This is a genomic window from Xanthomarina spongicola (assembly GCF_003148645.1).
Taxonomy (GTDB): domain Bacteria; phylum Bacteroidota; class Bacteroidia; order Flavobacteriales; family Flavobacteriaceae; genus Xanthomarina; species Xanthomarina spongicola.
Genome location: NZ_QGGP01000001.1, coordinates 190,058 through 214,779, shown reverse-complemented (window position 1 = coordinate 214,779; position 24,722 = coordinate 190,058). Strand labels below are relative to the sequence as shown.

Annotated in this window: 18 protein-coding genes; 11 read left to right on the top strand and 7 right to left on the bottom strand. The window is 32.4% G+C overall.

Going from position 1 to position 24,722, the window contains the following annotated elements:
* Positions 1–94: 94 nt before the first annotated feature.
* The 8 genes from bioA (at position 95) to LX78_RS00890 (ending at position 7,641) form a co-directional block, all read left to right on the top strand.
* Positions 95–1,360, top strand: coding sequence for an adenosylmethionine--8-amino-7-oxononanoate transaminase (gene bioA / locus LX78_RS00925; RefSeq protein WP_109680762.1), 1,266 nt, complete (start codon positions 95–97; stop codon positions 1,358–1,360).
* 63 nt (positions 1,361–1,423) lie between these two features.
* Entirely contained in the window at positions 1,424–1,705 is a 282-nt protein-coding gene (locus LX78_RS00920) for a GIY-YIG nuclease family protein (protein WP_109680761.1), read from the top strand.
* Positions 1,706–1,743: 38 nt separating this feature from the next.
* Positions 1,744–2,952 carry a beta-ketoacyl synthase N-terminal-like domain-containing protein gene (locus LX78_RS00915; protein WP_109681342.1) on the top strand — a complete coding sequence of 403 codons (1,209 nt, stop codon included), beginning with the start codon at positions 1,744–1,746 and terminating at the stop codon, positions 2,950–2,952.
* A 57-nt stretch (positions 2,953–3,009) separates the two neighbouring features.
* Complete coding sequence (locus LX78_RS00910) at positions 3,010–3,582, top strand: hypothetical protein (RefSeq protein WP_109680760.1); 573 nt, start codon at positions 3,010–3,012, stop codon at positions 3,580–3,582.
* A gap of 3 nt (positions 3,583–3,585) precedes the next feature.
* A complete protein-coding gene (locus LX78_RS00905; protein WP_109680759.1) occupies positions 3,586–5,013 on the top strand; it encodes a flotillin family protein in 1,428 nt (475 codons plus the stop codon).
* 56 nt (positions 5,014–5,069) lie between these two features.
* Positions 5,070–6,164, top strand: coding sequence for a biotin synthase BioB (gene bioB / locus LX78_RS00900; RefSeq protein ID WP_109680758.1), 1,095 nt, complete (start codon positions 5,070–5,072; stop codon positions 6,162–6,164).
* Positions 6,165–6,203: 39 nt separating this feature from the next.
* Entirely contained in the window at positions 6,204–7,070 is an 867-nt protein-coding gene (locus LX78_RS00895; RefSeq protein ID WP_109681341.1) for a cupin-like domain-containing protein, read from the top strand.
* 40 nt (positions 7,071–7,110) lie between these two features.
* Positions 7,111–7,641, top strand: a complete 531-nt coding sequence (locus LX78_RS00890) for a DUF6646 family protein (protein ID WP_109680757.1) — start codon at positions 7,111–7,113, stop codon at positions 7,639–7,641.
* A 56-nt stretch (positions 7,642–7,697) separates the two neighbouring features.
* Here LX78_RS00890 and LX78_RS00885 read toward each other — a convergent pair whose 3' ends face one another.
* Positions 7,698–8,171, bottom strand: a complete 474-nt coding sequence (locus LX78_RS00885; RefSeq protein ID WP_109680756.1) for a regulatory protein RecX — start codon at positions 8,169–8,171, stop codon at positions 7,698–7,700.
* A 113-nt stretch (positions 8,172–8,284) separates the two neighbouring features.
* Here LX78_RS00885 and LX78_RS00880 point away from each other — a divergent pair, with 113 nt between their 5' ends.
* Positions 8,285–14,098 (top strand): T9SS type A sorting domain-containing protein, encoded by a 5,814-nt coding sequence (locus tag LX78_RS00880; RefSeq protein ID WP_170109778.1) that lies wholly within the window; start codon positions 8,285–8,287, stop codon positions 14,096–14,098.
* Between the two features lie 66 nt (positions 14,099–14,164).
* On the opposite strand, the gene LX78_RS00875 is transcribed toward LX78_RS00880, so the two are convergent.
* From LX78_RS00875 to gdhA, 4 genes are all read right to left on the bottom strand, one after another.
* The gene (locus LX78_RS00875; protein WP_109680754.1) at positions 14,165–16,582 is read right to left on the bottom strand and encodes a TonB-dependent receptor; all 2,418 of its coding nucleotides are present in this window, start codon (positions 16,580–16,582) and stop codon (positions 14,165–14,167) included.
* Between the two features lie 18 nt (positions 16,583–16,600).
* Positions 16,601–17,323, bottom strand: a complete 723-nt coding sequence (gene recO / locus LX78_RS00870) for a DNA repair protein RecO (RefSeq protein ID WP_109680753.1) — start codon at positions 17,321–17,323, stop codon at positions 16,601–16,603.
* Complete coding sequence (porZ, locus tag LX78_RS00865; protein WP_170109777.1) at positions 17,323–19,671, bottom strand: type IX secretion system anionic LPS delivery protein PorZ; 2,349 nt, start codon at positions 19,669–19,671, stop codon at positions 17,323–17,325. The genes recO and porZ overlap by 1 nt, the downstream gene beginning before the upstream one ends.
* A gap of 117 nt (positions 19,672–19,788) precedes the next feature.
* Positions 19,789–21,132 (bottom strand): NADP-specific glutamate dehydrogenase, encoded by a 1,344-nt coding sequence (gene gdhA / locus LX78_RS00860; protein WP_109680751.1) that lies wholly within the window; start codon positions 21,130–21,132, stop codon positions 19,789–19,791.
* Between the two features lie 236 nt (positions 21,133–21,368).
* Between gdhA and LX78_RS00855 the strand changes: the two genes are divergently transcribed.
* Entirely contained in the window at positions 21,369–22,193 is an 825-nt protein-coding gene (locus LX78_RS00855; RefSeq protein ID WP_109680750.1) for a THC0290_0291 family protein, read from the top strand.
* Positions 22,194–22,249: 56 nt separating this feature from the next.
* On the opposite strand, the gene LX78_RS00850 is transcribed toward LX78_RS00855, so the two are convergent.
* A complete protein-coding gene (locus LX78_RS00850) occupies positions 22,250–23,389 on the bottom strand; it encodes a cystathionine gamma-synthase (protein WP_109680749.1) in 1,140 nt (379 codons plus the stop codon).
* Between the two features lie 90 nt (positions 23,390–23,479).
* Between LX78_RS00850 and LX78_RS00845 the strand changes: the two genes are divergently transcribed.
* Positions 23,480–24,196, top strand: a complete 717-nt coding sequence (locus tag LX78_RS00845; RefSeq protein WP_109680748.1) for a DUF3298 and DUF4163 domain-containing protein — start codon at positions 23,480–23,482, stop codon at positions 24,194–24,196.
* Here the strand turns inward: LX78_RS00845 and LX78_RS00840 are convergent.
* Complete coding sequence (locus LX78_RS00840; protein ID WP_109680747.1) at positions 24,191–24,646, bottom strand: DinB family protein; 456 nt, start codon at positions 24,644–24,646, stop codon at positions 24,191–24,193. The genes LX78_RS00845 and LX78_RS00840 overlap by 6 nt on opposite strands.
* Positions 24,647–24,722: the final 76 nt, after the last annotated feature.

Sequence of the window (24,722 nt, the reverse complement as noted above, 5' to 3'; positions counted from 1 at the left end):
ATGAAATTAGTAATACATTTTTACTAATTTAAAGAAAGTTCAAAAGAATAAAATCAAAACAATAAGATGCTGAAACAAGTTCAGCATGACGCATATGACATTAAAAGAAAGAGATAAAAAACATCTTTGGCATCCATTAACGCAACATAAATTGCATCCAGAAACAATTGCGATAACAAAAGCAAAAGGTTGTGTGTTAACAGACGAAGATGGCAAGGAATATATAGATGCCATTGCGTCTTGGTACACCTGTATGTATGGCCATTGTAACGAATTTATTACAAGTCGAGTTTCAAGTCAGATGCAACAACTCGATCAAGTTGTTTTTACGGGTTTTACTCACGAACCAGCTATAAAATTATCAGAAGCTTTAATCCAAATTCTTCCTAAAAATCAGAATAAATTATTTTTTAGCGATAATGGTTCTACCTCTGTTGAGATAGGCATTAAGATGGCTTTGCAATATCATTTTAATAAAGGTGAAAAACGGAACACGTTAATAGCTTTCGAAGATGGATTTCATGGCGACACATTTGGGGCTATGAGTGTGTCTGGATTATCGGTTTATAATGGACCATTTGCAGATTTCTTTTTAGATGTTAAGCGAATTCCAACACCTAATGGAACCAATCACGAAGCTATTTTAAATGCATTACAATCGCTTCTTGAAACACAACAAGTAGCAGGTTTTGTTTACGAACCTTTAGTTCAAGGAGCAGCAGCTATGAAAATACATGATGCAGAAGGCTTAGAGCTTATTTTAAAGTTTTGTGAAAAGAACAATATTGTTACTGTTGCTGATGAAGTGATGACTGGTTTTGGAAAAACTGGAAAACACTATGCTTCAGATTATATGGAAACCAAACCAGATATTATATGTTTGAGTAAAGCTTTAACAGCTGGCTTAATGCCAATGGCAATCACGTCTTGTTCGCAAGAAATTTATGATGCTTTTTATAGCGATGAAATAGGTAAAGGCTTATTTCATGGACACACATATTCTGCAAATCCATTAGCTTGTACTGCAGCTTTGGCTGGAATTGAATTGCTACAATCTGAAGAAATTCAGAATAATATTATAAGAATTAAAGCATCACATGAAGCCTTTAATTTACGAATCAAAAATCATCCAAAAGTAAAATCCACCAGACAATTAGGTGTTATTTTCGCTTTGGATTTGAATACAGAAATGGCTCGATATGGAAATTTAAGAGACAAGCTCTTTTCATTCTTTTTAGACAAAGGCGTTTTTCTTCGTCCATTAGGCAATACCATTTACATTCAAGCACCTTATGTTGTTTCAGATTCGCAATTAGAAAAAGTGTATCAAACCATTGAAGAAGCTTTGTCAATAGTTTAAATTTGTAAGGTCAGTATAAAATGAAACGTCACACTGAACTCGTTTCAGTGTCACATAATATTTATGCAATTAAGTTACACTTACATATTAACAAATAAATATAGAACCACTTTCTATATAGGTGTTATTGCTAATTTATCGAAAAGATTATATGAGCATTATGAAGGAGTTGCTTCAGTCTATACAAAGAAATACAATATAAAAGATTTAATCTATTATGAAGAATTCACAGATATTAATCAAGCAATTGCAAGAGAAAAACAATTGAAAAATTGGCATAAAGAGTGGAAATTAAATTTAATTAGAAAGTTTAATCCAACTTTAAAAACATTAAGTTATCAATAAAAAATGAGATGCTGAAACAAGTTCAGCATGACAACAAAATGATTCAACCCATTTCCATTACTAGCTTAGCAACTATTTCTCCCCTTGGTAAAACAACAGATGAGATTTGGCAAGCTTATAAAAACAAACAACATTATTTTTCAATTAAAGATAATAATTACGTTGCCGAATTACCTGCAGAATTAAAAGCTGAAATTAAAAAGTTAAGAGCATCAGACGTTAAATATAAGGCTTTAGACAATTCGGTTTTATATGCTATTTATACATCCAGAGAAGCCATAAAACAAGCTGGTTGGATAGCTTCCGATGATTTTGGAATTAATATTGGTTCTTCAAGAGGAGCAACAGAGCTTTTTGAAAATCATCATAAGTTTTTTCTTAAAAAAGACAAAACAAAACCATTAAGCTCTCCAACAACTACGTTAGGCAATATTTCATCTTGGGTAGCTCATGATTTACAAACACAAGGCCCAGAAATCTCACATTCTATTACCTGCTCCACAGCGCTACATGCTTTATTAAATGGTATTGCTTGGCTTAATTCTGGGATGTGTAAGAAATTCTTGGTTGGTGGTAGCGAAGCGCCTTTAACAGCATTCACTATTTCGCAAATGCAAGCTCTTAAAATTTATGCGAAATCAAATAGTTTAAGTCACCTAGAGCTCAGTCGAGAGGTTGATATAGGTCTCGACTGCGCTCGACCAGACATTCCAGAATCTTACCCATGTCGTGCCTTAGATCTAAATAAAAATAAAAACACAATGATTCTTAGCGAAGCTGCTTCTATGGCTTGTTTAGAAAAAGGTGAAAATCCGAATGCATTAGCAACAATTAAAGGGATAGGTTATGCCACTGAAATCTTGGAACACAACGCCTCGTTATCAACAAATGCTCTCTGTTTTCAACGCTCCATGAAGATGGCTTTAGGAGATTTAAATCCAGACGAAATAGATGTTATTGTTACTCATACTCCAGGAACTATAAAAGGAGATATTTCTGAATTTAATGCTATCAAAAAAATATTTTGTAACAAAACTCCCTCATTGACAACTAATAAGTGGAAGATTGGTCATAGCCTTGGTGCTTCAGGAATGTTAAATATAGAAATGGCTATTTTAATGCTAAAATACAATGAGTTTGTTTCTGTTCCTTATATCGACGAAGTAAAACCAAAACGCATCAAAAACATCTTAATTAACGCAGTTGGATTTGGTGGAAATGCCGTGTCAATTCTTCTTTCGAAATAATATGAAAGACCAACAAAAGGTCTTATATTTCGTTTTTAATTTTTAATTCTTAATACTATGATGGATTGGTTTTCAAATTTAGAATTATTTGCCAAAATTTATTGGAGTATCGCTTTAATTGGGTCATTTATTTTTGCTATAACAATGGTTTTAACTTTTGTTGGAGGAGATACAAGTGAATTAGATACAGATGCCGAAATTGAAGGAGATACAGGAATGGGATTTCAATTTATCACTTTTAAAAACTTAATAGGTTTCTTTACTTTATTTGGTTGGAGTGGTATTGCTTGTATAGATGCTGGTTTTTCTAAACCAATAACAATTGGTGTCTCATTAATTTGCGGATTAATTATGATGGCCATTATGGCAGCCATGTTTTTCTATATGCGAAAACTAAATGATAGTGGCACTCTAGATTTTAAAAATGCTATTGGTGCAGTAGGTGAAGTTTACTTAACAATTGGAGCAAACAGATCTTCAATTGGTAAGGCTCATGTTAAAATACAAGGTGCTTTACGAGAATTAGAAGCACTTACAGATGCTGAAACCGATTTAAAATCTGGTTCAGTAATAAAAGTAAAGAATATTACAGATAATGGAATTTTAATTGTTGAACAACTAAACAAATAATATATGATTTTAATTACTACTCAAGACGCTTTTAGTCTAGGTTTTCCAATAGCAATTATTGCTGCCATTTTATTTATTTTCTTATTTTTTATTGTTTTAGTTAGACGTTATAAACGCTGTCCTTCAGATAGAATTTTAGTTGTTTATGGAAAAGTTGGTGGAGGTCAATCTGCAAAATGTATTCATGGTGGAGCAGCTTTTATTTTACCTGTAATTCAAGATTACCAGTTTTTAGATTTAACGCCTATCTCAATTGAAGTTAATTTAGTAAATGCCCTTTCAAAACAAAATATTCGAGTAAATGTTCCATCAAGATTCACCATTGGTGTTTCAACAGAGCCTGGAATTATGCAAAATGCAGCTGAAAGGCTACTAGGTTTAGGGCAAAATGAAATTCAGGAATTAGCACAAGAGATTATTTTTGGTCAGTTACGTTTGGTTGTTGCATCCATGGATATTGAAGAAATAAATTCTGATAGAGATAAGTTTTTAACTAATATTTCTGAAAGTGTTGAGTCTGAGCTTAAAAAAGTAGGATTAAAACTTATAAACGTAAATATAACTGATATTGTTGACGAGTCTGGTTATATTGAAGCACTTGGAAAAGAAGCTGCAGCACATGCAATTAATGCAGCTCGTAAATCGGTAGCAGAGAAAAATAGAGATGGTTCTATTGGTGAGGCAAATGCAGTTCAAGACGAAAGAACGCAAGTGGCTGCTGCAAATGCGCAAGCAGTAGAAGGTGAAAATACGGCAAAAATTGCAGTCGCAAATTCCGATTCATTACGTCGTCAAAGAGAAGCAGAGGCAGAACGTGTAGCAATCGCATCAGAAAAAGTTCAAACAGCAAAAGCATTAGAAGAATCTTATGCAGCAGAACAGGTAGCAGAAGTAGCTAGAGCAGAACGAGAACGTTCTTCTCAAATGGCAGATGTTATTGTACCTGCTGAGATTGATAAAAAGAAAGTTGAAATCGATGCAGAAGCACGAGCTGAAAATATAAGAAGAATAGCAAAAGGTGAAGCTGATGCTATTTTGTTTAAAGCTCAAGCCGAAGCACAAGGATTGTTTGAAGTATTAACTAAACAAGCAGCAGGTTTGGACCAAATAGTAAAAGCAGCAGGCAACAACTCTAAAGATGCTGTATTATTATTAATTGCTGATAAGTTGCCTGAGTTAGTAAAGACTCAAGCTGAGGCAATAAAAAACATTAAAATTGATAAAGTAACTGTTTGGGAAAATGGTGGTGGAAAGGATGGAAAATCGTCAACTGCAAATTTTCTATCTGGAATGTATCAATCTGTCCCTCCTTTACAAGAGATGTTTAATATGGCCGGAATGCAGTTACCAGAATATCTAAAAGGAAAAGATTTAGAAGACAAATCTGATCCTGATAAAAAAGATGTTGATAATTCTAAAGATAAAAAGTAAAATAAAATTCCACCCCAAAGGTGGAATTTTCTATTTTTACCCAAATTATTGATTTTATGAACGAGATTAGACACAACTGGACTAAAGAACAGATTTTAGATATTTACAACAAACCTATGATGGAATTGCTTTACGAAGCAGCAACTATTCATAGATTGCATCACGATCCTAATGTGGTTCAGGTCTCTACATTACTTTCAATAAAAACCGGAGGATGTTCAGAAGATTGTGGTTATTGTCCTCAAGCTGCTCGTTATCATACCAATATTGAAGGCAATGACTTAATGAGTGTACAACAAGTAAAAGCACAAGCATTACGCGCTAAAGAAACTGGAAGCTCTCGAGTATGTATGGGAGCTGCATGGAGAAATGTTAAAGATGGCGAAGAATTCAATCAGGTTTTAGAAATGGTTAGAACCATTAATAAACTCGATATGGAAGTGTGTTGCACATTGGGAATGGTTACAGAAAATCAAGCAAAACGTTTAGCCGAAGCTGGACTTTATGCCTACAATCATAATTTAGATTCTTCAGAAGAATATTATAAAGAAGTTATTTCAACTCGTGGATATCAAGACAGATTAGACACGATTGACAATGTACGTAAAACCAATGTTACTGTTTGTTCTGGAGGAATTATTGGCATGGGTGAAAATGTGGCAGACAGAGCAGGTATGTTGGTGGCTTTATCAACTTTAAATCCACAACCAGAATCGACGCCAATTAATGCGTTAGTTGCTGTTGAAGGAACGCCTTTAGAGGATGAAAAACCCGTTGAAATTTGGGACATGATTCGTATGGTGGCAACTACCAGAATTGTGATGCCAGAAACACAAGTACGCTTAAGTGCTGGAAGAACACAAATGAGTCGCGAAGGGCAAGCCATGTGCTTTTTTGCTGGAGCAAATTCTATATTTGCAGGTGATAAGTTATTGACAACACCTAATCCAGATGTAAATGAGGACATGAAAATGTTTAAATTGTTAGGAATGAATCCTCAAAAACCATTCACTAAAAAAGTACAACCACAAACGGTTGAAGCAACAGAATCTGAATATCAGGCTTTAGGTGAAAAACCTAGATGGACCAGACCTGAACATAAAATTGAACGTAACGAAGCTGCCAAAGAAAAAGCTAAAACTTTAAAATAGGTTAGGCTTGAATATTTTTAACCTCTTAAATAAAAGATGTTGAAATTGAACCTCGAAGATATTCCACGTGTTAAATCTATCTCTAAGAAAGATTTTTTGGAACACTATTATAAACCACAAAAACCTGTGGTACTTGAAGAATTTATAGAAGATTGGCCAGCATATAATACATGGAATTTAGACTATTTTAAAGAAATTGCTGGAGATAAAATCGTGTCTCTTTATGACGACAGACCTGTTTCCTGCGACGATGGGTTTAATGAGGCACATGCTAAAATGAAACTAAACGATTATATCGATTTACTTCAAAACGGCTCAACAAAATATCGCATTTTTTTATGGAATATTTTAAAAGAAGTTCCTCAGCTTCAAAATGATTTTACTTATCCAGATTTAGGTCTAAAACTTTTAAAAAAACTTCCTATGTTATTTTTTGGAGGAAAAGGGACACATACGTTTATGCATTACGACATTGATCTGGCTAATATTTTTCACTTTCATTTTGCTGGCGAAAAAGAAATTATTTTATTCGACCAGAATCAAAGCAAATATTTGTATAAAATCCCACATGCATTAATTACTCGTGAAGACATTGACTTTTCAAATCCAAATTTTGAAAAATGGCCAGCATTAAAACAAGCAAATGGCTATAAAACTAATTTAAAACACGGTGAAGTTTTATATATGCCAGAAGGATATTGGCATTATATGAAATATAAAACAACGGGATTCTCTATGAGTTTAAGAGCAATTCCTAGACACCCAAAACATTTAAGTAAAGCTATTTATAACGTATTTGTTATGAGACATTTTGATAACTTAATGAGGCGACTTAAAGGCCAAAAATGGATTGACTGGAAAAATGAGCAAGCTGTTAAAAAAACCACTGCTACTTTAAATACTTAATCTTATATTTGCCCAAATTTTAAAAAGTTAAAAAGTATTTATGAAAAGAATAATAATAATTACCTGTATGCTTACTGCATACTTAGTAAACGGACAAGCTTTTAGTGGTAAAGGAGATCAAAAATTTCAATTAGGCGCTAATTTTCAATCGCATGCTACAGGTCTTAATGTAAGTTATGACTACGGATTAGGAGAAAACATATCTATTGGTGTAAGTTCTAGCTATGCCTTAGGTGTTTCAGGAGATTTACAAGATGGTGTAAAAGATCCATCTGGAAATACAGTTGTAGAAAAAGCAGGATTCGATGATCGTTTTGATTTAAAAGCACGTTTTAATGCCAATATTGGTAATGTTATAAACATTGATGAAAATTTTGATTTGTATCCAGGCTTAAATTTTAGTTTAAAGAATTTTGGTGGTCACCTTGGTGCTCGTTATTTCTTTACAACTGGTTTTGGATTGTATACTGAAGCTCAATTTCCTATAGCAAAATATAAAGACAACTTAACACCAGCACAAGAACTTAATAATCAGTTTTCCGTAAATTTAGGAGCTGTATTTAATTTATAATTTACAAAAACACAGAATAAAAAAAGCCTTTTATAAATACGTATAAAAGGCTTTTTTTATTGAATTAACTCATGTACTTTCCCATAAACTAAAGGACTTTCCCAGCCTCTATAAAGTAAATAATCAGCCAGTTTTTTTCGTTTTTTATACACATTTGGTTCTTTTATGTTTGCAGCTTTTTTTTCGGCTAAAACATGAAAAGTGTTTAAGTAGTCTGTATCTGGAATTTCTTTAAAAGCTTCTTTAATATTAAACTTACTAATCTCTCGTTTTTTTAATTCTAGCTCCAAACGTTTCCGTCCCCATTTTTTAACACGAAACTTGCCACGAACATAGCTTTTTGCAAAACGGGTTTCGTTTAAAAAATTGTGTTCTAATAAGTGAACCACAACCAAATCTATAGCTTCTGGAATCATGCGCATATTTCGAAGTTTTTGCACTACTTCTTTATGGCAACGTTCCTGGTAGACACAGTAGTTTTCAAGGGTTCGTTTGGCCTGTTCTAAGGTGTAGGTTCTAACCGTTTTCATAACTGCAAGATAATAACATTTTGTTAACAACTAACATTCTGTAAGACATGGATTTATCTATAATTTGTACTATATTTGTACGTTTGTCTTGGCAAATAAAAAAAATTTCCCCTATGATTAAGAAATACCCTCTTGTATTAGTAGCTATTTTTTGCTTTGTTTTGTCTGGTTTTGGGCAATATTCAGGCACTGGGACTTTTACAAAAATTACTTCACTAACAGATCTAACGGATGGTTACTATGTTGTTGCAGAAGATGAAGAAGGTTTTGCAATGAATAACTCACATAATGGCACATTTTTAGACAGAACAGTCATTTCTCCTTTAGGTACAACAATTACAGATCCCTCAGTCACAATTGTATGGAAGATAGAAACCAACAGTTCTGGAAGAAGTATATTTAATGAAGATATCTCAAAATATGTTTCTTACACGGGATTTAGCAACAATGTTCAAATAGTTGACAACGTAACTACAAATAATCAAAGGTGGGATGTTACATACTCTGGAGGTTCATTTATTTTTACCAATGTTGCTGTTTCAACAAGAATTTTGCAATACAACCCTAGCTCACCAAGATTTGCTTGTTATGCTAGTAATCAACGAAAATTTGTGTTATTTAAATTGGACACACCAACTGGTCCAAACATCACTGCAACACCAACCAACCTAGCAGGTTTAGATTATATATTAGGTGCTGGCCCTTCGGTTCAACAAAGTTTTGATATTGAAGGAACTTTATTAGTTGCTGGTACAACTGTTACATCTTCATCCATAAACTTCGAGGTGTCTTTAACTTCAGGTAGTGGATATGGTAATTCTGTAAGCGTTCCTGCAGGAACTTTAAATGGGACTACTACCATTTATACACGTTTAGTTGCAGGGTTAGCTGTTAACACATATAGTAGTACTATTACAATTTCTAACTCAACTCCTGGCTTAGGCACAACACCAACTATTAACGTTAGTGGCGAAGTGTTACCTCCACCACCTGCTAATGATTTATGCAGTGGAGCCATAAGTTTATCGCCAACTTCCACGTGTACTTATATAACTTATACCAATGTAAATGCTACAGATAGCGGAGAAGGTAATCCGGGTTGTGCAAATTACAATGGGGAAGATGTTTGGTTTTCTGTGGTTGTACCTGCAACAGGAGAAATTACTATTGACACTAATAATATTGACTTTACTGATAGTGGCATGGCTCTATATTCTGGAACTTGTGGAAGTCTGTCATTAATTGAATGTGATGATGATGGTAGCTTAAATGCTAATATGTCATCTATTTACTTTAATAATATTTCATTAGCAGGGACAACGTTATATATTAGAGTTTGGGAATATAATGGTGGTACCACTGGCGATTTTGGTATTTGTATAACCACACCAACACCTTGTGTTGCGCCTACAGGACAACCAACTAATTTAATTTTAAGTAATATAACAGGTTCGTCTATAGACGGTTCTTTTACCGCTACTACTGCCGATGAGTATTTGGTTGTTGTAAGTACATCAGCTACTCTTGGAGCTAATCCCATAAATGGAACAACTTATTCTGCAGGTGATACTATTGGTTTAGGAACAGTAGTTCAAAGTTCAAATGTTTCAATGTTTACAGCAACAGGATTATCCCAAACCACACAGTATTATTTCTTTGTTTTTGCATTAAATGATGCTAGTTGTTCTGGAGGACCTGCTTATAATACAATTAATCCACTAACAGGAAATTCAACGACTATAACTGGACCTTGTTTAGAGGAAGATTTTACAGGATGGAATCATAGTTATTCAAACTGGACTGAAACCACTAGTGATGGTACTTGGAATTCAAATGGCTGCTATGCTGGAAGCAATAGAGTGCAATTAAATGATGTTGGAGATTGGTTAGAATTGCCTCCTATAAGTAATGCGCAAACTTTTGAATACGAAACGGCAGTAAGTTCAAGCTCTTCAGGTACTCAAGATGGTATGATTCTTCAGTATTTTGATGGAAGTATTTGGGTTGATGTTCAGCAAGATTATTTTACATCCACTGTTTATTCTACAGTTATTGTAAATTTACCATTTGCTGTTTCTAATGGTACCAATATTAGATTGAGATTATACCGTTCAGACGACTATCGTGTACAATTTATTAATAGTATTAAGATATACTGTGGCACTCCATGTACACCTCCAGCTGATCCTTCAGGTGTTATATCAAGTATAGATGCTCCTGACTTTTGTGAAACAGCAGAATTGGCTTTTTCAGGTTCTCCACCTTCAAATATTATTTACTATTGGCAAACAGATGCTTCAGGTATAGATATGACTGATGACGCTGCCAATGCATTAGATGTTACAATTAGTGGTGATTTTTATGTAAGAGCCTATAATACTGTAACATCATGTTGGTCTACTGGAGTTATTGGCCCATATACTGTTACAATAAGTAATCTACCAGATGTTACAGATCAACCAGATAATATTAATGTAGCAAATGGAGCCAATGCAATTTTTTCAGCTACTGTTACTGGAGCTATAAGTTACCAATGGCAAGTAAGTATAGATGGTGGGACTAACTGGACCAATACTGGTACAAACTCAAATACACTTACTGTTTTAAGTGCAAGTATTAGTATGCATGGTTATCTATATAGAATAGTAGCAACTAATTCATGTGGAGACACGGTATCTGATGAAGCTGTTTTGTTTGTACATAGTGGTTCGCCTTGTATTGAGGAAGATTTCAATAGTTTTCCAGATACTGGTTGGACTAATAGTGGAACTATAAATGAAACTTCAGGTGCACATTCAGGAGCTTCACAGCCATGTAGAGTATTTGGCACAAACGATGCTATTATTACTTCACAGGCCGATTATCCTACGATATTAGAATTTTATCAGGACGCATCTGTTGCTGCAAGTGGTAGTTTTGCCACGGTTGATTATCGAATTGGAACCGGAGCTTGGACTCTATTACATAGTTTTAGTGTTACTGAAGCTGGAAAAACAGAATTAGTAGACTTAACAGATGTCTCAGGTGTAAACTTAGCTTCTTTTGCTAATGTTCGTTTTAGGTTTAACTCTACATTTAATAGTTGGTATCTTGATGATGTAAAAGTGTATTGTACACCTTGTACACCTCCGACTACAACAACTAGTATTGACCTATCTTCTGGACCCATTGGAACATATGTAACTATTTCTGGTAGTCAATTAGGAACGGCTACAGTAAGTTTTAACTCAACAACGCTTACTCCTATATCACAAAACACCAACGAAATAGTTATACAAATCCCTCATAATGCAATAGATGGCAGCATCATTATTAAAACTAATTCTATTGTTTGTGACTCTGCTTTTCCTTTTAATGTAATAGATCAAGAATTAAGTTGTCAGACAAATATAACACCTCCTCCTACTGATTTATTTATTTATGAATTGTTTGATGAAGATCAAAACATAGATGGCTCAGGTGGTGCTTGGGGAAATGGTGGAATGATTACTGTTTTTAATGGTACTTTAGAAATTAAAGATTTAAGTGAATATAGACTTTATAGAAGTACTGATTACTCTAATACTGGAAGTTTTCCTTACTCTTTATGGCATTCGCTTTCAGGTACCTTAGCACCAGGAGAGATTTACCGTATTTGGATAAACGGAAGTAATTGTAGTGATTACGCTACACCTTATGAAACTGAATTTATTGGTTTCAATGCCAATGATGGTGTTGAATTACGAAAAGATAACGGTTCAGGTAGCTATATTACCATTGATCAGTTACATACTGCAAATATTGTAGGTTATCATTATTTAAGAGATTTAAGTGTAGCTAAACCTGTTGCTACATACAATTCAGCTGATTGGTCATTTACAGATATTTACCCTTCATCCCCTTACTGTGTTGGTGCAGGTCAAGCTCCAAATTTTGAAGGTGGTACACCAACAATATTATTAGACACACCAACTACTACATGTAACACTTTTGAAATTACTGCTGATGCTACTGAAGGTTATACAGGGATCTTTTCTGCAGATTCTTATGATTTAACTTTTCAATGGTATTACTATGATGGTATAAATGATATGTGGAATCCAATAAGTACTGGAGGTGATTATGTTGTAGTAAATTCAGCTAGTCAAAGTACTTTAACTATAAATAATATTTTTACTAAAACAAATTATCAATTCTATTGTGATGTGAGCGAAGGAAGTAGCTGTTCTACTGCAAGTGAAGCAATAAAAATAGAATTGAATAGAACCACTTGGAACGGAACAGTTTGGACACCTACGACACCAGATATCGATACTATCGCTATAATAAATGATGATTATGACACTGGAGATGGTACAAATGGCCAAACTAGTTTTGATGCTTGTAGTTTAATTATAAATCCAGATAATACTTTAATAGTAAGGAGTGATGATTATGTAAATGTGAATTTTGACGTTACCAATAATGGTACATTTATGATAGAAAATAATGGCTCTTTAGTACAAATTGATGACTCAGGAGTAAACACAGGAAATATCAATATGGAACGTAAAGCATCGGTTGATAATTTAGATTATGTGTATTGGTCTTCTCCTGTAAGTAATTTTGATGTAAATAATATTTCAACAACACAATATATTTACAATTGGAATCCAACTTTTAATAACACAAATGGGACCCAAGGAAACTGGATTCCTGCTAGTGGAAATATGGATTCAGGAGTTGGTTATATTGTTAGAGGATTTGGAAGTCAAGCAGCTCCTGTTAATCCAGGAGATTTAAACTTTACAGTAGATTTCCTAGGTGTCCCATTTAATGGCTTAACAACTGTTACTGTTTCAAGAGGAATAGATAAAGACAATATTGATGATAACTGGAATTTAATAGGAAATCCATATCCTTCTGCTGTTGATGTATTTTTATTTTTAGACCACATTCCAAATAAAAATGCATTAGATGGTTTTGTGCATTTTTGGACACATGGCAACGACCCAATATATACCCAAGATCCATTTTATTACGATTTTGGATCCAATTATACTGCTACAGATTACATAGCTTATAATGCTGTTGGTGCAGGTAATGGACCAGGTAATATATCGATTGCAGCCGGACAGAGTTTTATGGTAAATATGTTAAATGGTACTAACTCTACAGATGATTCAGCTTCAACTAATATTGAATTCAATAATTCAATGAGAAATAAGGCTTTTGATAATTCTCAGTTTTATAGAACAACGGAGCCTAGTTATAATGCAGCAGAAAGACATAGAATTTGGTTAGATTTAGTTTCAGAAACTCAAGGGACTAATAGAATTTTAGTTGGTTATGTGGATGGAGCAACTATGGAGCGTGATAGAATGTATGATGCTATAACTTCTGTATCAAGCAATCAATATTTATATTCATTAATAGATGAAACACCATTTATTATTCAAGGACGTTCATTACCTTTTAATGATACGGATGCTATTCCATTAGGTGTAAACATAGTTGAGCAAGGGAATTATCATTTTGCTATTGCTTTTATTGATGGTTTATTTGAAACAGATAATCAAATCATTTATCTAAAAGATAATGAATTAGGATTTATACATAATTTAATTGAAGCGCCATATTCTTTTGTTTCTGATGCTGGAAATTTTAACAATCGTTTTGAAATAATATTTAGAGATTCTTCCCTTTCTATAAATGAAGAAGAAATTTCAGCGAATAGTGTGACTATCATAGAACATCAAAATGACGAGGTACAATTTAAAGTACCTAATCAATATGAGATAAAAAAGATTGAAATAATCGACCTATTAGGAAGAACTATTTACAATTTAAAAGGAAACAGTAATTCTGAAACGTATAATCTTTCTAACTTAAGTCAAGCAACTTATATTGCCAAAATAACCTTGACTAATGGACAGGTTATTAGTAAAAAGGCAGTGAAAAGAAAGTAAGGATTTAAGCCAATAAAAAGGCCACTACAGACATCTTGTAGTGGTTTTTTTTGTTTTAAATAGACTTTATAAACTATACATTAACGAGACAATGAAGTTTCTTCCTGGTGAAGCAATTCCAGAGGAATAGGTCTTATAACGTTGGTCTGTAATATTCTCTAGGCTCGCAGTAATAGTAGCAGACTTTGTTATTTGGTATTGAGTTCTTAAATTCAAGGTGTACCAAGAAGGTGCGTATGGATTTCCGTTTTCATCTAAGGCATACATATAATCCTTGTCTTGTTCTGAAGGAGCTAATTGATAAAAAGATAACTCGTTATTATACTCTGCAAAAGCATCGACTAAGAACTTGTTTTTTTGCCAGATAAAATGTGTGTTTCCAAAATTTGGAGAAACATGTCTTACTGGGATTTCTGAACCATTTTCGTATTCTTCTTTTCCTCCTGTAACGTTATATTGAGACGTTAATTTAAACTGTTTGGAAAAATTTAAATGAATTCCAGCTTCAAAGCCATAAATTCTAGCATCAGAAGCATTTTGAATAGCTTGAACATTGCTCAATTCGCCATCGTAGATAATTTCGGTTTCGCCATTTAAGCTGTAATCTTTTCTCACTAATGCTTGATCTAAATAGGTGTAATAAGTTGCTAAATCTACTACTAAGATATTGTTGAAATTTAAGGTCAAACCTAGCTCGCCTCCATAAGCATATTCGGCCTTTAAATCTGGATTTGGAACTACAACCGAACCAGGTTCTGAATCGAAAACTTTACCAATGTCGTCTATATTTGGTGCTCTAAACGCCGTAGAGAGGTTAAATTTCCATTGTATAATGTTATTCGGTATCCAGCTAATTCCAGCCGATCCAGTAAGTGCTCCAAAGTTTAAATTGGTTTCGTTGTATGGCAAATTGAGATAAAGATTGTTTTCTGAAAAATCTGCGTGCATGAAAATATAATTATAGCGTAAACCAGATTGAAGAATGAATTTTTCGCTTGGCTTGAACTTTACACTCGTATAGGCTGCAACAGACTGCCAATTTGAACCATTTGGATATCTTGATACAGTTGGTTCAGTTTCATTTGTTTCAATATTTAATATCTCGCCTCTAGATTTTACTTTGTTATAAACATATTCTACTCCATAAAATAATTCGGTTTTAGCTGACAGTAATTTTTCGAAATCTGCATTAAAAGAGAATGCATCTACGGCTTCTTCTCTAATATCTTTTAAGTTTGATTGATAACTTCTATCGTTTCTACTTTCTTTAAAATTTTGATATGCTAGTGTCGTTTGAATTTTATCGTATAAGTTAGAATTACTACGAATTTTTGTCATTTGTATATTTCCCATAAACCATTCCTGTGGACCATAATACCATTCGGCTGAACGCAATTCATCACCACGATACCTTATAAGCCTATCGTATCTAGAATAATCTGATGTTGTTGAATAATAAAGCCCTAAATCGAAACTTAAATTCTCTTGAGGCTCAAAGCGCACTTTCTGTAATAAGTTTATTTGGCTGAATCCAGTTGGCACTTGTATTTTAGGATTTGAATTTGCGACTATTTCATCTACGCCATTGTTAGATACAACATATTCCGGTCTTAAATAATCTTCAGGACCATGGCTTCCCATTCTTAAATCGTTGAAATTAGAATAAGAAACACTTGATAAGAAAGCCCATTTTTTTAACCCAAAATTCAAATCTAAATGACCTGTTTTTTCTTCATTTGCTGAAGCATATCTGGCAATTGCATTGGCTTTAAAATAAGTTTTATTAGAATAAGATAGCTGAGGTTTTTTAGTATAAAAACTCATAACACCACCAATAGCATCACTTCCATATACAACAGAACCAGCTCCTAAAGTAATTTCGGTATTTTGTATGGTAAACGGATCTATTGAAATAACATTTTGCAGATTCCCACTTCTAAAAATGGCATTATTCATTCTAACACCATCTACTGTAATTAGTAATCTGTTAGTTGAAAAACCTCTAATCATAGGGCTTCCTCCTCCTAACTGACTTTTCTGAATATATACATTTCCACTGCTTTCTAATAAATCAGCACTTGTTTGCGGGTTTATTAATTGAATTTTTTTAGCATCAATACTAATAATTTTTTGGGGAATATCTCGTTTGCTTTGTTCGAATTTAGAAGCCGAAATAACCACTTCATCTAAGCCTTCGATTTTAGCTTCTAATAATACGATATGGTTATTCTCGATTATTTTTGATTTATTTGATTCTATTTTTAAATGAAGCAAATCTTCAAAATAAATAGTTTCGAAATCAGAAAAATTATCTAAAACGGCTTTACCATCAAAATCAGAAATAGTTGATTTGGTTCTAGAAGCATTATATATAGAAATTCCTGCAATGGGCTCCTTTGATTCTTGTTCTAAAATTTGAATTTCTTGAGCTTGAATAGTTCCAACAAAAAAAATCCAAACAAAAAATGATAAAATAAATTTCATTCTCAGTTGGTTAAATAACTATGTATTAAATATTTGATTAAAAATCTGCATAGATTGAGGTTTTCTAAACCCATCAAGATGCAACTCAAAATACGTTAGCATCATTTTTAAAAAAGATTGCCTTTGTTTTGAGTTTATTTTTATTGAGTTTAACTCATCAAAATTTGTGCCTAAAAGCTGTTTTAAGAGGATTATATTTTCACCTGAAACAGAATAAATATTATTTTTTACTTTTTCAAATGTCCCTTCACTTAAATTAAAATATAACTCACTGCTTTTGGCCATTTCTGGATAAAACCCTAGATGTTTTGTGAGTTTTAACAAAAAGAGCAAGTGAAAGTTAGAATATTCATCATGTGTATCAAGCCACTGAAGAGTTGTTTCTAAGTATGTATAGAGTTGTTCGTTTGGCTCTTCTTCTTTTAACGCACTTGTTAATGTTTCGGCTAAAAAAAACACAATAGAATTTTTAATAACATGTGTTTGTAAACTGGTGTATAAATATTGAGTTCTAACCTCTTTGATATTTTGTAAAGATCTGTTTTTCTTATGTAATGTAACTAGTTGTAATTGAGATAATAATTGAAAATAAGCAGATTTTGAATTTCCTTTTTTTGAATTGGAAACATTTCTTAAGATATAACTAACAAGACCAAATTTTTGAGTATAACATTTAATTATTAAGTCGTTATCTCTGTATTTTATTTTCGATAAAACAATGGCGTTTGTATTAGTTAGCATTACCTCACTACCATTAATTTAATAACTTTAGTCTCGAAAGTTTCTAAATCATTCAACATTACCATATATACTCCTGAAGCTACAGTATTGTTCCCTAGATTTTTACCATTCCAATAGGCAGTTCCTCCATCTATTTCCAAATTATAGCCTTGATAGCGTAAATTTGTGTTAGATTGAGCTTCAGCAACAAGATTTCCTTCAATATCTGTAATCTTAATATTCATGCTATCTGTAATACCTCTTATTTTCACCTTTTTATTATTTATATCGTAAGATGGCCTAACAGGGTTTGGAAAAATAAAAGCGTTTTCTAAAGTTACCTCTGTTTGCGAACCACCTGCATTATATGAAACTAATCCCTTGTCAGTAGCAATATATACAACACCAGTAGCATCATCTAAGGCAACATCAACTACATTATTTGTAGGGAGTGGAGAATTGTCTTTTGTGAAATGATATATAGTTTGTTGTCCATCTGAGGAGAAATAAAATAATCCAGCTCCAATTGTTCCTATCCATTTGTTGTTTGATCCATCTACTTCTATGTCTGAAACGTACGTTTGAAACAGGAGTTCTTTTGGAACACCATCATCCAAAATAATAATTTGTTGTGCTTCAATGGCTGAATCTGTAAAAAATGCTGATGTATTATATAACACTCTTAAGCCACTAATGGTTCCAATCCAGATTTGATTCCTTTTATCAATTGCTACTGAGGAAACAAATGTTGTTGGCATGTTTTGCTCTTCAGTGTTTATGCTTTTTAATTGAATGCCATTATTATTGTTAAAACCAATTAGTCCGTTATTATAAGCTCCAATCCATTTCGTGCCATTATTATCCACTTCTATATCACTATAACCCCATTCCCCATCAAAGGCATCAGGTATTAAATCAGTAAAATCAAAACTATCCCATTGACCTGAATTAGGATCATAAGAAGTTAATGGTTCTGCAACTCTTCCTGTCATAGTCCATAATACACCACTTGAATCGAAAGTTGAAGCACTTACCCTAACACTTCGAAAATTAGGGTTTGTGGGATGAATTGCAGAATGCAAACCACTATTAGATTCATCGTATAATATAGTTGGCGAATCGTTATTTACTTCAATTAAACCATCTTCAAAAGAACTAATAAATACCTGTTGATTATTGAAGGGGTTAACAGAAATTTTATTTAAATTTCTGGCACCTAAAACACTATCGTACGGGATATTAATCCAAGTTTCATTATTTAAATGACTGAATCCTCTTTCTTTTTCTGGATATGAATTATACGTTAAAGAATAATCACCAAATGTTACCCAAAGATTATTTGGAATTGTTTGAATAGCAAAAGGGCTGTTCAATAATGGGCCATCTGGATGGATTTCAGTAATATCATTATGATTAAAATAAGCTATTTTTAAGAGGCCAAAATCTTCTGTACCAATATACATATAGTCACCATCCATTGTAGTTGCCGAAAATTTAGTAGGGTATTCTACTGGTATAGGAATAAGGTCTATTTGTTCAAACTCACCATTAAAAAAATAAGATTCGTTTTTTGTAGTTAAAAATAGATTGTTATTTACATTTCTAAAATCTATTGTTTGATCTGGGATTTGAACTAAAAATTCTAAATTAGTGTCTACTACTCTATAAACTTTTCTATTTACTTTAACAGTGTATACATCACCTTCATCTGTAGATTCTACTGCTGCAACATTCCCTCCACTGATTATTTCCCATTCTTGAAAATCTATTAAATTTGTACTATTAACTAGAGCTCTTTTAAGACCACCACTATTAATGCAGGCTGCATAAATATAGTCTCCAGAGACTGCAGTTTGTCTAACAATTATTTGTGAACCTCCACTACCTATAAAATAAGTATCACCAAATTCAAGTCTTGACAAGTCATAAACTGAGATGCCATAGTCTGTTGATATGTAAACAAACTCATTATATTCTTCAAAATGATTTATTTTTTTATCTGTAGGAGGTATGGTTGGTTTATCTAAGATATCTACAACAGTTAAAATATTTTCATTATTATCTAAAGCAATTTCAATAAGCCCATTTACATAGCCTATTATTAATAATTCATATGCTTCACTATAGTAAATTTTTGAAATTTCTTCACCAGACAAACCATTTATGGTAGTAAGCGTCTCTAATTCAGATGTTTCTAAATCATAAGTAAAAATAGCGTTTTCAGCAGCTACATATATTTTGCCATTTCCTTTTGAGACATCTTTTACATTTAGATAAGAAAAATAACCATCCCAAAGCGCAGAATAATCTTGGGCTATAGAAATTAAAGGAATAAATAAAATAAATAATAAAGAGACTCTTTTATTCATACTAATTTTTAAACTTTCAAATATATCTATATATAACGAGTTTTATAAATAAAACATATAATTTGAACAAAAAAAAGCTCCCATTTAGGAAGCTTTTATTTTAAATTCTATTAAAAATTATACAACACCTTGTCCAAGCATGGCATCAGCAACTTTAACAAACCCAGCAATGTTGGCACCTTTTACATAATCAATATAGCCATCTTCTTCAGTCCCATACGTTACACATGATCCATGAATATTGTCCATTATTTGCTTTAATTTAGCATCTACTTCTTCGCGAGTCCAATTTAACCTTAATGAGTTTTGACTCATCTCTAATCCTGATGTAGCAACTCCTCCAGCATTTGAAGCTTTACCTGGTGCAAACATAACTTTTGCATTTTGAAAAGCTGAAACACCATCTGGAGTTGTTGGCATATTAGCACCTTCAGCAACTACTTTTACATTATTGTTAATTAGCATATTTGCTTCAACATCATTTAATTCATTTTGAGTTGCACATGGCATGGCAACATCACAAGCTACACTCCATGGTCTGGCGCCTTCATGAAATGTTGCTGAAGGATATTTATTCAAGTATTCACTTATTCTCCCTCTTTTAACATTTTTAATGTCTTGCACAAAGGCTAATTTCTCAACATCAATACCATCAGTATCATGAATATATCCAGATGAATCTGATAAAGTAACTACTTTTGCTCCAAGTTCTGTCGCTTTTTCACAAGCATATTGAGCTACGTTTCCAGACCCTGAGATAACAACCGTTTTCCCTACAAAAGAATCATTTTTAGTAGCGAGCATATTTTTTGCAAAATAAACACAACCATAACCTGTGGCTTCTGGTCTAATTAATGAACCTCCAAAGGATATACCTTTACCTGTTAAAACACCTGTAAATTCATTTCTAAGTCTTTTATATTGACCAAACATATAGCCAACTTCTCTACCTCCAACTCCAATATCTCCTGCTGGAACATCTGTATTTGGACCAATGTGTCGAAATAATTCAGTCATAAAAGATTGGCAAAAATGCATTACCTCATTATCACTCTTTCCTTTAGGATCGAAATCACTTCCTCCTTTTCCTCCACCCATTGGTAAAGTTGTAAGAGAATTTTTAAATACTTGTTCAAATCCTAAAAATTTTAAAATACTTAAATTAACAGATGGATGAAAACGTAAACCTCCTTTATAAGGTCCTATGGCAGAATTGAATTCTACACGAAACCCTCTATTAACCTGAGTTTTACCTTGGTCGTCAACCCATGGAACTCTAAAAATAATTGTGCGTTCTGGTTCAACCATACGCTCTAATAGCATTTTATCTTGGTATTTAGGATTAGCTTCAATAAACGGAATAACAGTTTCAGCTACTTCATGAACAGCTTGTAAAAATTCTGGTTCATGTCCATTTTTTTCTTTTACAAGATTTAAAAATGCATCTATTTTATTTTTCATTTAAGTAATTTTTAATTATGATGAGCTAATTTTATTTTTTCAATGACAAATATACATTAACTTTAAAAATTATATATTATTTTTTTATTTTTCACAATGTTAATTGAATAATTATTAGATTTAACCGTTTAATAACGAACATTCCAATTAAATTGTGTTTTATCTGATTTTTTTGGTGTTTTGTCGAGTTTTTTTATATTTGTTTTATGACACCCTCTAATTTATCGAAAGTTACTATGTTCAATTTGAAACAATTATCCGTAATTATATTCCTACTTATTGGGTCTCAAATGAGTTTTTCCCAACTTGGATTTTCGCATGAAATTGGCGCTATAGTAGGTCCAGTACAGTTTCGTTCTGATTATGGTGTTCGAAATAATGAAGAAACTAATATAGGAAATACAGGAGTAGGTATAGGCTTAATACATTATATTAATTTTGCCTATAGAGCTGATTGTAACTGTTATTCTACAGATACATATTTTAATGATCATTTTAAATTACGAAGTGAAATTTCTTGGAATAAAACTAAGTTAGATCACTTTGGGCAATGGGTTGCTCCTGACAAAACAAGTGAAAATGCAGATAGATTAAGAGCTCATAGTGGTGAGGCTCAAAATTTTGATATTGGTATGCAGTTAGAATACTTTCCTTTAAGTATTCGATCATTTCAAGCCTTTAGCTATCGTTTTGCACCATTTATAAGTTTAGGGATTCATTATACAGCTTATAATCCAAAATCTAGTTCGACTAGAGGAGATGTTTTAAACGAAGATACTATTTATTCTTATTGGTATGCAAATGAAACTTATTTACCAGCAATCCCTCTTGGCGAACAGAGAGAATATCCAATAAATTTAGATAAAGGAAGTACATGGTCTTTAGTAACTAGCGTTGGTGTGAGATATAAATTGACACCACTTTCTGATTTAATGCTTGATTTAAGATGGCAATATTTTGGAAGCGATTGGATAGATGGTTTTAACCACCAATTAGATAGCAATAAATATAACGATTGGTTAATATGGTTAAATTTTGGATATATATATTATCTGGATTAATCTCTAAAACAAAATATATAAAAAAAAATCAAGAAAATTTCTTGGTTTTATTATTTTTAATTGATTGCTTGTTTTAAATCTGCAATTAAATCATCTTCATCTTCTATTCCAACACTTAGTCTTATTAGTGAATCTAAAACACCTGTTTTTTCACGTTCTTCTTTTGGAATACTAGCATGTGTCATACTTGCAGGATGACCAGCTAAAGACTCAACACCTCCTAAAGATTCAGCTAGTGTAAATATTTTCAATTCCTCAACAATTTTAATAGCCTTTTCATAATTATTTCCTTTTGTTGTAAAAGAAATCATACCACCAAAATCTTTCATTTGCTCTTTAGCGACATTGTGATTTGGATGACTTTCCAATCCTGGCCAAAATACTTTTTCTACTTTTGGGTGATTTGATAAATATTCTGCAACTGCTTTCCCATTTTCACAATGACGTTGCATTCTAATATGAAGTGTTTTAATCCCTCTTAAAACCAAGAAACTGTCTTGAGGACCACAAACTGCTCCACTTGAATTTTGAATAAAATATAATTTCTCTGCTAGTTCTTTATCTTTTACAATTAGTGCTCCCATTACTACATCACTATGTCCACCAAGATATTTAGTTGCAGAATGCATTACAATATCTGCTCCTAAATTTAAAGGCCTTTGTAGATATGGCGTAGCAAATGTGTTATCTACGGCTAAAAGCAAATCATGTTTTTTTGTAATTGAAGCACACGCTTTAATATCAATAATATTCAACATTGGGTTTGTTGGAGTCTCAACCCAAATAAGTTTTGTGTTCTTATTAATATAGTTTTCAATATTTGTAGCTTCTTGCATGCCAATAAAATGAAACTTGATGCCAAATTTCTTATAAATTGAAGTGAATAACCTATAAGATCCACCATATAAATCGTTAGTTGAAATAACTTCATCTCCTGATTGTAATAATTTCAAAACAGCATCAATTGCTGCTAAACCAGAACCAAACGCTAAACCATGAGTGCCATTCTCTATGCTTGCAAAAGCATTTTCTAAGGCATTTCTAGTTGGGTTATGAGATCTTGAGTACTCATAACCTTTATGTCCTCCTGGAGTAGATTGAGCATAAGTTGATGTTTGGTAAATTGGAGGCATAACAGAACCATAAGCTGGATCGTGTTCTTGTCCTCCATGTATTGTTTTAGTGTTGAATTTCATATGCTTAAAAACTTTTAACAAAGTTATAGTTTAATTCGGTCTATTCAAATGCAATAATTATCTTTAACAAGAACTTAATTCATTTGTTCCATGCGATTTAAATTTTTAGTTTACACATTGATTATTTCTTTATTTTCTCAAACTTGTAAAGAGGAAAAAACTCTTGAATTTAAAGAAATTAACGTTACAACAAGTGCAAATAAAGTTGTAGAAATTAATATTCCAGAAGCGATTGGCGATGAAGAGGTTGCTAATGCAATTAATAAAAGAATAAATCAAATTATTGTATCTTCTTTAATTCCAAAGTCAGATAATAAGTCAACTACAATGACAGTAACTGAAAGTATAGACTTATTTAATAATGAGTATGTAGCTTTTAAAACTGATTTTCCTGAGAGCGTAATGGAATGGGATGCACAGATAGATGGTGAAATTATGTACCAGTCTGATGAAGTTGTTTCAATAGCCATAACTTCCTATATGAATACTGGAGGAGCTCATGGGAATTTAATTATCAACTTTTTAAATTTTGATGTATATACAGGAAAACAATTAAAAAACGAAGATTTATTTCAAGACTACCTTAGCTTTACAGAAATAGCTAAAGACTATTTTAACGAAGAAATAGCCGATAAAAAAGAGTTGTATTTTGAACCAGATAATTTTAAATTACCCAAAAATATAGGATTTAATGAAGAAGGCGTTATTCTCCTTTACAATACCTACGAGATTGCTCCATATTCTTCTGGAATAACAGAGATAAACATTCCTTGGGAAGACTTACAGAGTACTTTAAACTTTTTATAAAGATTTTTTTAAGGCTAAAATATATCCTAAATGGATGCCTTCATGAAAGTTATTAAAATCGATAGCTTCATCAACATTAGTTAATGTACTTTTAGTAGTAACAGTATATTCGTTATACGTTTGAAACACTTTATTGTTGTAATCTTCCTTAGTTTTTTCAATAGTAGAAAATAACAAACCTTTAATTAAATCTACTTCAGCATAAGTTACATCACGTTCTGGTTTTGTTCCTTTTCTATACATTTCAATCATTTCATCGGATAAAAGCATAGGTATTCCAGATAAATTATATACCAATAATTGTTGTGTTACAATTGTATGAGCAACATTCCAAATAATATTGTTATTGAACCCTTTTGGCACTTTATTTAGTTCCTCTAAAGTAAAAGTCTCTAAAAATGTTTTAAATATTGCTCTGTTTTTTGTGGTAATATCGAAAGCCCAATCCATGATTCTAATTTTTATTTAAAAGTAATTATTTTTCAATAAAAATGGGTTTTCTTTGCATAAAGAAATTAAGTTTTAA